Raw genomic sequence first — 13,265 nt, 5'->3', positions numbered from 1 at the left:
GTCGCGATTTAACTACTCGGACATGCCGACAACTCACAATGAGCGGACCGACCGGCGCCCGCACTGTGGTCGGCGATCTCTTCGCCTTGATCGGCGACCTGCTCGAGTGTCAAGTGAGCACGAACCCATGTGCCGTGGACGACGCGGACGAGCTGACGTGCACGGTGGGCCTCGACTGGCTCGCTACCGCGTCCTACACGCTCGGCTTCGACTTCGTCCGCGGCGACGAACTCGTCGCCCACGGCAAGATCACCTACGCCGTGCGAAGCGCCGAGGGAACCAAAGCTCCCATCCCCGACCGGCTGCTCACCGCGTTGAATACCCTCGAATCCTCCAGCTACACCACCGCCTAGTACTGCAACGGCACTTATGGCGAGCGGTCGCGCATGCCCTGTTCGGTGACGCCGATTCCCCTTTTATCGCTTCGGTTTTCGTTCCGGCGAGCCAAGGCGATGCGAGAATCGGCAACGTGATGTGGGCGTACCTGGATCGATAGGTACGCACCTGGTACTAGCCGGGTGAGCGACTGACGACGCCCGCCTCAGCGAGGGTCAACAACTCCTCGGCACTCAGACCGAGCCCCGACGACAGCACTTCCGCCGTGTGCTCGCCGATGGCAGGAACGCCGTCGTAGGACGGACCTTCGTACCCGTTTATGTGCAGCACCGGACCGGGCATGAGGACGCCCTTCATCACGTCGTTGCCGGTGATCTCGACGAGGGTGCGTTCCTGGAAGTGCGGATCGGCCACGACGTCCGAGGCATCGTTGACCGGTGCGGCCACCACTTCGAACTTCTCCAGGATGGCGAGGACCTCAGCGCGCGGCATCGACCGCACCCAGTCCTTCACCATCGCCTGGACCTCGTCGTTGTTCTGCAACCGGGCGGCGTTGGTGGCGTACCGGGGATCCTCGATCACCTCGGGCCGGCCCATCGCCGCGAACAGCCTCTTCGCGATGCCCTGGTTGGACGCCGCGATGGACAGGAAGCTGCCGTCGCCGGCCTCGTAGATGCCGCGCGGGGACGCGGCACCGGTGCTGTTGCCGATTCGCTGCTGGATCTCGCCGAGCGAGGTGTACTTGAGGAACATGTCGCCGATGATGAACATCAGCGGCTCGTACAGGGCGACGTCGACGCATTCACCTTGTCCGGTGCGCTCGCGTTTATACAGCGACATCGCGACGCCCATCGCGGCCGACAGCCCGGCGATGGAATCGGCGAACCCGAACGGTGGGGACGTGGGCGGCGAGTCGGGCCAGCCGTTGACGTGCGCGAAGCCGCTGACCGTTTCGGCGACCGTCCCGAACCCGGGCAGCAGGCGTTTGGGGCCGGTTTGCCCGAACCCCGACACCCGGGCCATGACGAGTCCCGGGTGATCCTTGCTCAATTCCTCGTAGCCGAGTCCCCATTCCTCGAGCCGGCCGGGCCGGAAGGACTCGACCACGACGTCGACCCCCGCGGCGAGCCGGAGGACGAGGTCGCGGCCCTCGGCGGAGCGAAGATCGATTCCCACCGAACGCTTTCCAGTATTGAGACGGCAGAAGCCGAGCGACAGCCCCTCCTTCTGCGGGACCCACTGGCGGGCATAGTCACCCGTCGTGGGGTCCTCGACCTTCACGACGTCGGCGCCGAAGTCGCGGAGCATTCTTCCGGCGGTGGGCGCGGCGTACATGGTCCCCAGCTCGAGAACCTTAATCCCGGCCAACGGTCCCGCAGACGAAGCAGTCATCATGATCTCCCTAGATACGCCACTGAATGTGCTTGACCTCGAGGTATTCCCGCATACCCCACTCGCCGAGCTCACGACCGACACCGGACTTGCCGTACCCGCCGAACGGTGCGTCGGGGCGCATGGCGCCGCCGCCGTTGATCCACACGGTGCCGGCGCGCACCTGCTCCGCGACGCGGCGACCCTCGACCAGGTCGTCGCACCACACGTTGGCGGCGAGGCCGTAGGGGGTGTCATTGGCGAGGCGGATTGCCTCCTCGGTGTCCTTGAATGGGACGATCACCGCGACGGGCCCGAAGATCTCCTGCTGCACAGCTCGCGCGCTGTGCGGAAGGCCGCCGAGCAGAACGGGATTGACGAACCAACCCTTCTCCGGCAGCGACTTGGTGACCTCGAGCAGCTTCGTGCCACCCTCGGCGACCGAGCCGTCGATGAAGCCCCGGACCCGCACCTGGTGATCGGGGCGGATCATGGGGCCGATGTTGGTGGCGCGGTCCCAGGGATCGCCCACTACCATCTGGTCGAACGCCGACGCGCCGGCGTCGAGGAATTCGTCGTAGACGGCCTCGTGCACGAGCAGTCGGGCGAGTGCGGCGCAGCCCTGACCACCGTTGCGGGACCACCGCAGATGCATCTCCACGGCGATCTTCTGCACGTTCACCCCGGGCAGCACGATGCTGGGTGACTTGCCACCCAGCTCGAGGGTCACGCCGGCAATATTCGCGGCGGCCTGCTCCATGATCTTGGCGCCGACGCCGTCCGAACCGGTGAACGACACCCGGTCGACCCCGGGATGCGAAGACAGCTGCTGTCCCACGTCGGCGCCGCCGATGACGACGTTCATGACGCCCTGCGGCAGTCCAGCCTCCTTGATGAGATCGCCGAGGAACAGCGTGGTGAGCGGGGTCCGCGGCGAGGGCAGCAACACCACGGTGCATCCGGCGGCCAGGGCTGCGCCGAACTTGAAGATCGCCAGGTTGAGGGGGTAGTTGTAGCCGGTAATGGCTGCGACCACACCGACTGGCTGGTGTACGACGTCGCTCATCGTCGGGACAGGCTTGTCGAATTCGCCCAAGTGGATGGTGCGGTCTGTCTTCGCTGCCTCCGCCGCCCAGCGCAGGTGCTCGTCCACGGCCATCTTCACCTGGAGGTATTCGGCCAGAGAGACGGGGGTGCCGACCTCGTTGACGATCGACGGCAGCAGCCTGTCCGCGGCCTTCTCGAGAACGTCCGCGAAGCGGTGGATGTGCCGCGACCGCTCCTCCCCACTCAACGCAGCCCAGGCCGGAAATGCCTGCCTCGCCGCGGCGACGGCCTCGTCGACCTGCCCGGACGACGCACCGGTGACCGTCGCGATGACGGCCTCGGTGGCGGGGTTGTACACATCCCACGTCTCACCCGCGGCCTCGGCGCTCCTGTCACCGAGAAGTAGGGTCCGAGTCTCGGGGACCCAATCCTTCAGGGGATTCTTGGCTTCGGTCGCAGTAGTCATCAGGCACCTTCTTCGTCGGTGGGGCGTTTGGCCATCAGGCCGACACGCTCAAGCAGGCAGACCATTTCGTCACGCTGGTTGAATCCCCGGTGTTCGAACCACACGATTCCGCTGTCGGTCCGGCTCTCGGATTCGCGCTTCTTCAGGATGGTCGTCTCCCCGCGGAGCGTGTCTCCGTGGAAGACCGGGTGGGGGAATTTGATCTTGTCGTAGCCGAGGTTGCCGAGGGTGGTTCCCATGGTCAGTTCCGGAACGTGGAACGCACCGATCAGGGCCACGGTGAACAGGCTGTTGACGACGCGCTGTCCGTGGATCGACTTCTTCGCGAACTCCTCGTCGAGATGCAGTGGCTGCAGGTTCATCGTGAGTGACGTGAAGAGGACATTGTCCATCTCGGTGACGGTGCGCGTGAGGGAGTGCTTGTAGTGCTTCCCCTCCTCGAACTCCTCGAAATACAAACCGCGCATCACTGTTCGCCTCTCTCGGCACCGGCCCTCAGCCGGACCGACTCGGCTCGTTCGAGCCACTGAATTGCCTTGTCGTAATGGGCCCTGTCGATGTGCAGTCCCCGATATCTCAGGGCGCCGGTGCCCTGTGCCTCGGCTTTCTCATAGGACTCGACGAGCCCGCGGTAGAACTCGATGTCGGCGTCGGACGGGCAGAACACGTCGTTGACGGTCTCCACGTGGGTGGGGTGGATCACGATCATGCCGCGGAATCCCAGTTGGCGTCCCCGGACCGCGAACTGGCGCAGACCATCGAGGTTGTCAAGATCCTCCCAGAGCCCGGTCAGCGCATGGATCTTCGCTTCCCGGCACGCGAGAAGGACACGGCTGCGCAGGTACAGCGTCTCGAGCCCCTCGGGCGTCCACTCGTAACCGACCTCCCGGGCGATGTCGGCGTGTTCGGCCGAGGGTCCGATCATCGCGCCCACCCGCAGGGACGCCGTCGCCACCTCGAGGCAGTTGTGGATAGCCTTCACCGTCTCGATGGGGACGATGTACTCGAGTCCCGGCACCCCGTTGCGATGCTCGAAATGGTCGAGGAGGGCGTCGTACTGCAAGACGTCCGCAGCCTGCTCGATCTTCGGGGCGAAGACGCCGGTAAGTCCCGGCACCACGACGGCCTCGAGGTCGGCGCCGGTCATCTTGGTGGCCAAGGGATTCACCCGGACGAACAGGCCGACGTCGGTGCTCGTCTCCCTGACCCGGGCGATCGACTCCGCCACGGTGGCGCGGGCTGACTCCTTCTCCAGCGCCGGCACGGAGTCCTCGAGGTCGAGTACGAGGCAGTCCGCGCCGGCGGCGATCGCCTTGTCCACCCAGCGGGGACGATGGCCGGGTACGAACAGGATCGAACGATACGGTTGCACCGGTTCCCTCCCTAGTAGCTTCGCGGCAGGCCGAGCACGTGCTCGGCCGTGTAGTTGAGGACCATCTCCTGGCTGATCGGTGCGATCCGCATCAAGCGCGACTCACGGAAGTACCGCTCCACGTGGAACTCCTTGCCGAATCCGAAACCGCCATGGGTCTGCAGCGCGACATCCGCGGCATAGAAACCGGCTTCGGCACATAGGAACTTCGCGGCGTTGGCCTCACGACCGCACGGCAGTCCCTGGTCGACCATCCAGGTGGCCTTGTCGAGCATGGCTTCCGCAGCGTCCAGCCGGATGCGGGCCTCGGCCAACGGGAATGCGATGCCCTGGTTCCGGCCGATGGGACGTCCGAAGACCTCGCGCTGTTTCGCGTACTCGACGCCGCGCCGAAGCGCCGCCTCACCGATACCGAGCGCGGCGTTGGCAGAGATCACCCGCTCGGCGTTGAGTCCGCCGAGGATGGTGCGAAACCCTTGTCCGACTTCGCCGACCACGTCCTCGTCAGCGACGAACAGTTCGTCGATGAACAGTTCGTTGGTGTCGACGGCATTGCGGCCCATCTTGGGGATGGGGTGGATCTGCACCGTACTGCGGTCCATTTCCGCAAACAGCAGAGTCATTCCCGCCGTGCGCTTTCCGTTCGGGTCGCGCGGGCTGGTGCGGCACAGCAGGAGCATCCGCTCCGCCTCCTGTGCCTTGGTGATCCACACCTTCTTGCCCGACACCAGGAATCCACCGTCCACCTTCTTGGCGAACGTCTTGATGTTGGTGGTGTCGGTGCCGGCGTCGGGTTCGGTGACGGCGAACGACGTGTGCAGTTCACCGGTGACGACACGAGGGAGGTAATTCTTCCTCATCTCCTCCGAGCCGTGATGGATGATCGGTTCGAAGCCGAAAATGCCGATGTGCACGGCGCTACAGCCGCCCATACCGGCGCCCGAAGCGGCGATCTCCCGCTCCACGATCGCGGCCTCGGTGACGCCCAGCCCGCCGCCGCCGTACTCCACGGGAATGGTCAGCCCCATCCAGCCGCCGTCGGCCATGGCGTTGTAGAACTCCCACGGGAACTCGTGTGAGTCGTCGTGCTTCGACCAGTACTCATCGGGGAATCGCTTGCAGAGATTTCCGATTCCCTGCCGGATCTCTTCGTGCGTCTCGTTCTTGCTGAAGTCCATCGCTGCGTTCCCCTCGCCGTCAGACCGCGGAGACGGCTGTGCGGTCGAATGTGTCAGGGGTGATGCCGTCTTCACGCAGCACGGCCTTGCGGACCTTCTCGGACGGTGTCTTCGGCAACGAAGTCACGAAGCGGAGGTAACGCGGGATCGCGAAGGCCGGGATCTTGCCGTCACACCACGAGAGGATCTCCTCGGCCTCCACCTCGGTGCTGGTGACGACGGTCGCGAGCACCTCGTCCTCGCCCGCGTCCTGGTCGGCCGGCACCCCGATGACGGCACACTCGACCACGGCGGGGTGCCCGAGTACCGCCTGCTCGACTTCATAGGAACTGATGTTTTCACCTCGACGCCGGAGTGCGTCCTTGTAGCGATCGACGAAGTAATACCAGCCGTTTTCGTCCTTCTTCAGGGCGTCGCCGGTGTGGAACCAGAGGTTCCGCCACGCCTCGAGCGTCTTCTCGGGCATGTTGTAGTAGCCCATGCTGCACGTCCACGGCTGCACCGAACGGACCACCAGTTCGCCGACCTCCCCGACCGGAACCTCACGGTCGGTCTCAGGGTCGACGAGACGGATGTCGAACCACTCGTCGGCCGCGAGTCCGGCAGCGCCGGCAGGACGCTCGACACCGTACGGCGCGAGGATTGGCGCACAGGTCTCGGTAAGGCCGAACGCGTCGAGGAACGCCTCGATGCCGTACCGCTCCTTGAACCCGTCCACTATCGTGCTCGCCGTCGGCGCCGCATACACGGCGCGTAACCTGTTGTCGCGGTCGTCCTCCCGGGGCGGCTGCTTCCAGGCGAAGTCCATCATGACGCCGACGAAGTTGGTGACGGTGACCCCCGAATCGCGGACGTGATCGATCCACCGGCTCGCACTGAACTTCGACCGGACCACAGCGCTCGCACCGGCGACGAGCGCCGGGTACACAGCCATGAACTGGGCGTTGCCGTGGAACAGCGGGGTCGTGGCGAGGTAGCGATCGTCCGGGGTGAGCCGCATGAGGCTCACGACTTCCTGCGCGAAAAAGTACAGCTGCGAGTGCGGCATCGCGACTCCCTTCGACGGCCCGGTCGTGCCGGACGTGAAGAAGATGGCGCCGAGATCCTGCGGTTTCGGCGCAGGCACCGATACCGGACTTCCGCTCTCGAGGATGTCCCACGCGTCCGCCGCCCAGCCGTTGTCGCGAAGCAGTTGAACAGCTTTGTCGATGATCCCGGCTCCGGTGTCGATCACCCAGAACTTCTCGATGCGGCGGCAGTGCTCGGCGATCGCGACATAGCGCTCGGCGAACGTGTCGTCCACGACGGCCCAGCGCGGGTCTACGGTGACGATCTGGTGGCGGAGGAACTCGCCCTCGTTGTTCGCGTTGATCGGCACCTCGACCGTGCCGCCGACCGCAGTCGCGAACCAACTCCGCAGCAACCGTGACGAGTTCATCGCCATGATCACCATGCGGTCACCCTGCCGGGCACCTGCGCTGTGCCACGTTCCCGCGATCCGCTCGGCAGAGGCGAGAGCCTCCGCGTAGGTCCACTCGAGGCCCTCCTCGGGTGTGAGTAGGCACGGTGCATCCGGTTGCTCCGCGGCGTGCGCGCGCAGGACCGTATTCAGCGTCCAGTCCTCGGGATTCGAGAAGTTCGGTCGCAGATCCGTGTACACCTGGTTCATGTTCGCTGTGTCCTCTAGAAGTCTGTGCGGGGTTCGATGGCCAGCATCGAGGGGACGACGTCCTGGCCCAGTCGGTTGATGGCGACGATCGTCTCGTCGGCGTCCATCGTCGGCCACTGCGGCCGCAGAAGAAGGGGATCGACGGGAAGGCTGGTCACGAAGTCGGTCAAGTCGGCCACCACCTCGTCGGGGGTGCCGACCACGACGTGCCCGGATACGGCCTCGGCGAACTGATTCTCCAGGTCCTTGCCGGCCATCACGTCGAGGCCCTTGTTCGCGTACGTGATGTAGCGGCCTTTCGCCACGCGGGCGTACTCGACCATCGCCTCTTCCTTGGTGTCGGCCACGAGCACGTTGCGCCGCAGCGGCTGGGAGCCGAACGGCTTGCCCCGCTCCGCGAACAGCTTCTGCACGACGCGGTAACGCTCTTCCACTTCGTGTTTCGGAGTCTCGGGCGGGACGACGTACCCGTCGCCGTACTTCCCCGCGCGTCGAACACCGCCCATCGCGTGGGCACCGATCCAGATCGGGACGTGCGGTTGCTGCACCGGGAACAGATGCGGCTTGACGCCGTCGAGCTGGAAGTACTTGCCCTCGAACGTCACCTCGTCCTGGGTCCACAGCTGCTTCATGATCTGCAACGACTCGTCGAACCGCCCGGCGCGTTCCTTGAAGGACACCTGCAGATAGTCGAACTCCTCGGGCCGGTATCCCAGGCCTGCGCCGAAGATCAACCGGCCCTCGGTGACGACGTCGAGGGTCGCGATCTCCTCCGCGAGCATCACCGGGTGATACAGCGGGGCGATCATGATCTGGGTGACCAGCTTGGTGGTCGGTGCCACGTGCGCCGCCAGTCGCGCGAGCAGCGGCACCGGTTGCAGCCAGCGCAGTTCGCCGTACAGGAAGTGCTGACCGATGCAGATGTAGTTGAAGCCGTTGTCCTCAGCGGCCTCGACGATGCGGAGGATGTCCTTGAACTGCTGCGCCGGGGTCACCGACTTCGGCACGTCACTGAGCAGCAAGCCGACCTGAACCATGTGGAAGATCCCTTCGAAAGAGTCTGTGGCCTACTGGGCGGTGAGACCGCCGTCGACCGGAATGGTGACGCCGGTGATGTAGCTGGCGTCGTCGCTGTTCAGGAACGCGATGACGGACGCGATCTCCTCGGGTTGCGCCCCGCGGCCCAGTGGGATGGTGGCCACGAAGTCCTTGGTGAGCGCGGAGACGTCCGCGCCCGGCTCGCGACCGAAGAATTGCGCCAGCATCGGGGTGATGACCTGCCCCGGGCAAATGACGTTGACGCGGATGCCGTCCTTGGCGCCGACGAGGGCCAGTGACCGCGCGAACGGGACGAGCGAACCCTTCGTCATCGAATAGATGGGGCTGAACGGCGACCCGATGAGCGCCGATGTGGACGACGTGAGCGTCACCGAACCCTTGCCCTCGGCCTTCCTCAGCAGGTCGAACCCGAGAGTGGTCGAGTAGTAGGCACTCTTGACGTTGACCGCGATGTTCTTCTCCCAGTCGGCGTCGTCGACTTCGAGCCCGCCGGGGCCGGGCATACCGACCTGCGCGTGCAAGGCGTGGAGCACGCCGTGGTCTGCGTCGATCTTGCCGAACAGGCTCTTCAGATCGTCGGTGTTCGTCGCGTCGACCTTGATGGGTGTCGCTTCGCCGCCCGCGGAACGGATCTCCTCGACCACTTGGGCGGCGCCGTCCTCGGAGAGGTCCGCGACGTAGACGTGGCCGCCCTCGGCCGCGATGCGCTGACTGATGGAGCGACCCATTCCGGATCCGCCTCCGATGATTGCGGCGATACGACCTTCGTAGCGACCGAGCATTCCATTCACCTCGTGGGAGTAGTCGATGTGCGTGTGGGAGTGAGTGCGTCAGGCGCGCTGGTTGAACGAGCGGCCCAGCAACTCCGAAACGATCCGGGTGCGCTGCATGGTGGGGGTTCCGCCGGCGAGCGCCCAGCCGTGCGAATCGCGGTGCAGGCGTTCGATGCCGAACTCCTCGGTGTAGCCGTTGCCTCCGTGGAGCTGAATCGCCATGTCGGTGACCTTCTTGGCCATCTCGTTGGCGGTACATTTGGCCAGTGACACCTCGAGTGGGTTCGGCAGCCCGTCGGTGATGTTTGCGACCGCCCGGTCGCGGAGCAGACGCGCGGCGTCGACCTGCAGGATCATGTCGGCAAGCATCATCTGCACCGACTGGAACTCGACGAGCGGCTTGCCGAACTGCATGCGTTTCTGCACGTAGTCGGTCGTGCGGTCGAGTGCTTCCTGTCCGATGGCGAGGCTCATGGTGGTGTTCCCGAGCCGCTCGATCGAGAATGCGCCGAACAGGGACTTGAACCCGCCCGCCTCGACCACGATGTTCTCTACCGGAACCACCACATCGTCGAAATAGACGTCGGCGGAGGGAATCCCGCGGAAACCCATCAACTTCTCGCACGCGCCGAAGCTGACACCCTCACGGTCAGCTTCGACGAGTACCGCTCCGATCCCTTTCGAGCCGGGCGCGTCACTGAGCCGGCAGTACACGAGGTACACGTCGGCTTCACTGCCGTTGGAGATCCACCGCTTGTTCCCCGATACGGTGACGTTGCCGTCCGACCGGGTGGCCTTGGTGGTCATGTCTGTGGCCGCGGATCCGGCATCCGGCTCCGAAATGGCTACGGCCATGGTCTTTTCACCGGACACGATGTCCGGGAGGAAATTCTTCTTCTGATGGTCCGAGCCCATCAGCGCAACGGCCTGCGCGGGGCCGGTGTTGGCCTCGAACACCTGGAATGCGGCTGGCCGGCACACCCGCGCGAGTTCCTCGATGACGACCAGGGCTTGCGACAGCGGAGCACCTGCGCCGCTGAACTCCTCGGGCAGTGAAATTCCGAGGTACCCGAGCTCGCCGAGGAATCGGCGCTCCTCGTGCGGGAACGCGGTGCGTTCGAGATCCCATTGAGCCGCCTTAGGCGCGTAGCGCTCACGAGCCACACGTGCCGCAGAGGCGCGGATCTCACGCAGATCGTCGTCCGCGTCGAGTCGCAACTTGGCCATATCCCAACCTTTCATGGTCATGATTACCCTAGAACTGATCCGCGCCTGTGGTCAAGGTCACGTATTATGCAGTGATTGGATGTTAAACATAATCATGGATTACCACAATCGGGTCGAACAGTTCCCGTCAGCCACCTCATGTCTATAGTAACCATAATCATGAATGATTCGGCTCGCAGTAAGGAGTGGCCATGAACCGCGCTGTCGTCGTCGACGCGGTCCGATCCCCCGTCGGCAAGGGAAAATCGTCGGGAGCACTGGCGGGCCTGCACCCAGCCGACCTGCTGGGCCAGGTACTGCAGGGCCTCGTCGCCCGCTCCGATCTCGACCGCGGCCTGATCGACGACGTCATCATCGGCTGCGTCAACCAGTCCGGCGAGCAGTCCGCGACCCCCGGACGGCAGGCGTTGCTGTCTGCCGGATTCCCCACCCATGTCCCTGCCGTCACCATCGAGCGCAAATGCGGGTCGGGCCAGCAGGCCGTCGACTTCGCGGTGCAGGGAGTCCAGGCCGGTGCCTACGACATCGTGATCGCCGGCGGCGTCGAATCGATGAGCCGGGTTCCCATGGGATCCGCCGCGGCAGGTGCCGACCCCCACGGGCCCGGTGCCCGGGAACGCTTCCCCGACCTGGTACCCCAGGGGATTGCGGCCGAACTGGTCGCGCAGAAGTGGGCGCTCACACGCGCCGAGCTCGACGAGTACTCCGCCCGCTCGCACGAACGCGCCGCTGCAGCGCGCGCCGCAGGATGGTTCGACAACGAGACAATCCCCGTCACCACGCCCGACGGCGTCGTCTCCGCGGACGAAACCATCCGCGAGGGCACGACCGCCGAGAAGCTGTCGGGCCTGAAACCTGCCTTCGACAGCGACCAGTGGCGACACCGGTTCCCTGACATCGAGTGGAAGGTGACCGCCGGGAACTCGTCCCAGATCTCGGACGGCGCCGCCGCGCTTCTCATTATGTCGGAGGAGAAGGCCCGCGCACTCGGCCTCCGCCCCCGTGCCTCGATCCGCGCCTCCGCCGTCGTCGGTGACGATCCCACGCTGATGCTCACCGGTCCGATCCCCGCGACCGGAAAAGTACTCACGAGGGCAGGCCTGTCGGTGTCCGACATCGCGGCTTTCGAGGTGAACGAGGCCTTCGCGCCCGTCCCCCTGGCCTGGCAGCGAGAGATCGGCGCCGCCGATGACGTGCTCAACCCCGTCGGCGGGGCCATCGCGCTCGGACACCCACTCGGATCCTCCGGTGCCCGGCTGATGACGTCGCTGATCAATCACCTCGAACGCACCGGTGGACGGTTCGGCCTGCAGACGATGTGCGAGGCGGGCGGCATGGCCAACGCGACCGTCGTCGAACGACTCGGCAGCAACTGACAGCAGAAGCAGGAGGAATGACCATGGACATCACGCAGGGATCCGCCGTCGTCACTGGCGGCGCATCCGGGCTCGGTCTCGCGACCGTGCGGCGATTCGTCGGTCTCGACGTCCCCACCGTGATTCTCGACCTTCCATCGTCGGACGGCGAAACGGTCGCGAAGGAACTCGGCGAGCTTGCCGTGTTCGCCGCGGCCGACGTTACTGATCCGGACGCCGTCGAGGCAGCACTGAACGCCGCCGAGGAACGAGCGCCGATCCGCGCCGTCGTCCACTGCGCCGGCCGTGGCGGCACCGTGCGAGTGGTCGAGAAGGACGGGACACCCGGCTCGCTCGACCTCTACGAGACCATCGTGCGGGTCAACCTGATCGGCAGTTTCAACGTCCTACGGCTGGCCGCGGCTCGGATGGTCCGCAACGAGCCGATCGACGGCGAACGCGGTGCCATCGTCCTGACAGCCTCCGTAGCCGCCTGGGAAGGGCAGATCGGCCAGATCCCCTACGCTTCAGCGAAATCCGGCGTCGTGGGCATGACATTGGTGGCCGCCCGTGACCTGTCGCGAAAACTGGTGCGCGTCAACAGTATCGCGCCCGGCACGTTCGATACTCCGATCCTGTCCCGGTTCTCCCAGGAGATTCGTGACGGCCTCGCGGCGCAGACACCGCACCCGGCGCGCCTCGGCGAACCCGACGAATATGCCAAGCTCGCCCTCCACATCGTCGACAACGCCATGATCAACGGCGAGACCGTCCGCATCGATGGCGCCATCCGCATGCAACCCCGATAGGGACATGCAGCCCCATAAGGACATCACATGGACACACCAGTACACGTGGAACAGCAGGGCGGGGTGCAAGTCATCACCCTCAATCGCCCCGAGGTAAGGAACGCGATCAACACGGCCACCGCCGTCGCAATCGCCAAGGCCCTCGACCAACTCGACGACCGGAGCGATCTGGTGGCCGGCGTGATCACCGGCGCCGGCGGGACATTCTGCACCGGCATGGATCTGAAAGCCTTCCTCGCGGGCGAGCGACCGTCGGTCGAGGGTCGGGGATTCGCCGGAATCACCGAGAAGTCATCGGAGAAGCCGCTGATCGCGGCCGTCGAAGGATATGCGGTTGCAGGTGGTTTCGAGATCGTGCTGGCCTGCGATCTCATCGTCGCGTCCGAGACGGCGGTGTTCGGGCTCCCCGAGGTGAAGCGTGGACTACTCGCCGGGGGCGGCGGTCTCCTCCGGCTTCCCCGCCGTGTTCCCCACCAACTGGCCGTCGAGTGGTCGCTCACGGGCGACTATTTCTCCGCGGCGGTCGCCCACGACGCGAGGCTCCTTAACCGTCTGGTTCCCGAGGGGCAGGCCCTGGACGAGGCGCTGGCACTCGCGACGTCG

Annotated in this window: 13 protein-coding genes; 4 read left to right on the top strand and 9 right to left on the bottom strand. The window is 65.4% G+C overall.

Going from position 1 to position 13,265, the window contains the following annotated elements:
• The first annotated feature begins 38 nt into the window (after positions 1 to 38).
• Positions 39 to 353 (top strand): hypothetical protein, encoded by a 315-nt coding sequence (locus RM2_RS15740; protein ID WP_245813979.1) that lies wholly within the window; start codon positions 39 to 41, stop codon positions 351 to 353.
• Positions 354 to 510: 157 nt separating this feature from the next.
• On the opposite strand, the gene RM2_RS15730 is transcribed toward RM2_RS15740, so the two are convergent.
• The 9 genes from RM2_RS15730 to RM2_RS15690 are packed head-to-tail and all read right to left on the bottom strand — an operon-like array spanning position 511 to position 10,519.
• A complete protein-coding gene (locus RM2_RS15730; RefSeq protein WP_072690566.1) occupies positions 511 to 1,728 on the bottom strand; it encodes a CaiB/BaiF CoA transferase family protein in 1,218 nt (405 codons plus the stop codon).
• Positions 1,729 to 1,738: 10 nt separating this feature from the next.
• A complete protein-coding gene (locus tag RM2_RS15725; RefSeq protein ID WP_072690503.1) occupies positions 1,739 to 3,220 on the bottom strand; it encodes an aldehyde dehydrogenase family protein in 1,482 nt (493 codons plus the stop codon).
• On the bottom strand, positions 3,220 to 3,687 hold the full coding sequence (locus tag RM2_RS15720; RefSeq protein WP_072690502.1) for a MaoC family dehydratase: 468 nt from the start codon (positions 3,685 to 3,687) through the stop codon (positions 3,220 to 3,222). Before RM2_RS15720 ends, RM2_RS15725 begins: the two co-directional genes overlap by 1 nt.
• Complete coding sequence (locus RM2_RS15715) at positions 3,687 to 4,592, bottom strand: HpcH/HpaI aldolase/citrate lyase family protein (RefSeq protein ID WP_072690501.1); 906 nt, start codon at positions 4,590 to 4,592, stop codon at positions 3,687 to 3,689. The genes RM2_RS15720 and RM2_RS15715 overlap by 1 nt, the downstream gene beginning before the upstream one ends.
• A gap of 11 nt (positions 4,593 to 4,603) precedes the next feature.
• Positions 4,604 to 5,770 (bottom strand): acyl-CoA dehydrogenase family protein, encoded by a 1,167-nt coding sequence (locus RM2_RS15710; protein WP_072690500.1) that lies wholly within the window; start codon positions 5,768 to 5,770, stop codon positions 4,604 to 4,606.
• Positions 5,771 to 5,789: 19 nt separating this feature from the next.
• On the bottom strand, positions 5,790 to 7,439 hold the full coding sequence (locus RM2_RS15705; RefSeq protein WP_072690499.1) for an AMP-binding protein: 1,650 nt from the start codon (positions 7,437 to 7,439) through the stop codon (positions 5,790 to 5,792).
• Positions 7,440 to 7,453: 14 nt separating this feature from the next.
• Positions 7,454 to 8,476 (bottom strand): LLM class flavin-dependent oxidoreductase, encoded by a 1,023-nt coding sequence (locus RM2_RS15700; protein ID WP_072690498.1) that lies wholly within the window; start codon positions 8,474 to 8,476, stop codon positions 7,454 to 7,456.
• Between the two features lie 30 nt (positions 8,477 to 8,506).
• Entirely contained in the window at positions 8,507 to 9,280 is a 774-nt protein-coding gene (locus RM2_RS15695) for an SDR family NAD(P)-dependent oxidoreductase (RefSeq protein WP_072690497.1), read from the bottom strand.
• Between the two features lie 48 nt (positions 9,281 to 9,328).
• Positions 9,329 to 10,519: an acyl-CoA dehydrogenase family protein gene (locus tag RM2_RS15690; protein ID WP_072690496.1), complete on the bottom strand. Its 1,191-nt coding sequence runs from the start codon at positions 10,517 to 10,519 to the stop codon at positions 9,329 to 9,331.
• Positions 10,520 to 10,689: 170 nt separating this feature from the next.
• On the opposite strand from RM2_RS15690, the gene RM2_RS15685 reads away from it, so the two are divergent.
• From RM2_RS15685 to RM2_RS15675, 3 genes are all read left to right on the top strand, one after another.
• A complete protein-coding gene (locus RM2_RS15685; protein WP_072690495.1) occupies positions 10,690 to 11,874 on the top strand; it encodes a thiolase family protein in 1,185 nt (394 codons plus the stop codon).
• A 23-nt stretch (positions 11,875 to 11,897) separates the two neighbouring features.
• A complete protein-coding gene (locus tag RM2_RS15680; RefSeq protein WP_072690565.1) occupies positions 11,898 to 12,662 on the top strand; it encodes an SDR family NAD(P)-dependent oxidoreductase in 765 nt (254 codons plus the stop codon).
• Positions 12,663 to 12,689: 27 nt separating this feature from the next.
• The coding region (locus RM2_RS15675) for a crotonase/enoyl-CoA hydratase family protein (protein ID WP_072690494.1) at positions 12,690 to 13,265 on the top strand (576 nt) is incomplete at its 3' end.

The sequence above is a fragment of the Rhodococcus marinonascens NBRC 14363 genome, from assembly GCF_001894885.1.
In the GTDB taxonomy this organism is placed as follows: Bacteria; Actinomycetota; Actinomycetes; order Mycobacteriales; family Mycobacteriaceae; genus Rhodococcus_F; species Rhodococcus_F marinonascens.
The sequence above is the reverse complement of the archived record's forward strand: the minus strand, read 5'-3'. Positions and strand labels throughout refer to the sequence as shown.

Excerpts from the sequence above, each read along its gene's own strand:
- RM2_RS15690 (WP_072690496.1), bottom strand. The coding sequence starts at position 10,519 with ATGACCATGAAAGGTTGGGATATGGCCAAGTTGCGACTCGACGCGGAC.
- RM2_RS15695 (WP_072690497.1), bottom strand. The coding sequence starts at position 9,280 with ATGCTCGGTCGCTACGAAGGTCGTATCGCCGCAATCATCGGAGGCGGA.
- RM2_RS15730 (WP_072690566.1), bottom strand. The coding sequence starts at position 1,728 with ATGACTGCTTCGTCTGCGGGACCGTTGGCCGGGATTAAGGTTCTCGAG.
- RM2_RS15710 (WP_072690500.1), bottom strand. The coding sequence starts at position 5,770 with ATGGACTTCAGCAAGAACGAGACGCACGAAGAGATCCGGCAGGGAATC.
- RM2_RS15700 (WP_072690498.1), bottom strand. The coding sequence starts at position 8,476 with ATGGTTCAGGTCGGCTTGCTGCTCAGTGACGTGCCGAAGTCGGTGACC.
- RM2_RS15725 (WP_072690503.1), bottom strand. The coding sequence starts at position 3,220 with ATGACTACTGCGACCGAAGCCAAGAATCCCCTGAAGGATTGGGTCCCC.
- RM2_RS15740 (WP_245813979.1), top strand. The coding sequence starts at position 39 with ATGAGCGGACCGACCGGCGCCCGCACTGTGGTCGGCGATCTCTTCGCC.
- RM2_RS15685 (WP_072690495.1), top strand. The coding sequence starts at position 10,690 with ATGAACCGCGCTGTCGTCGTCGACGCGGTCCGATCCCCCGTCGGCAAG.
- RM2_RS15720 (WP_072690502.1), bottom strand. The coding sequence starts at position 3,687 with ATGCGCGGTTTGTATTTCGAGGAGTTCGAGGAGGGGAAGCACTACAAG.
- RM2_RS15680 (WP_072690565.1), top strand. The coding sequence starts at position 11,898 with ATGGACATCACGCAGGGATCCGCCGTCGTCACTGGCGGCGCATCCGGG.
- RM2_RS15705 (WP_072690499.1), bottom strand. The coding sequence starts at position 7,439 with ATGAACCAGGTGTACACGGATCTGCGACCGAACTTCTCGAATCCCGAG.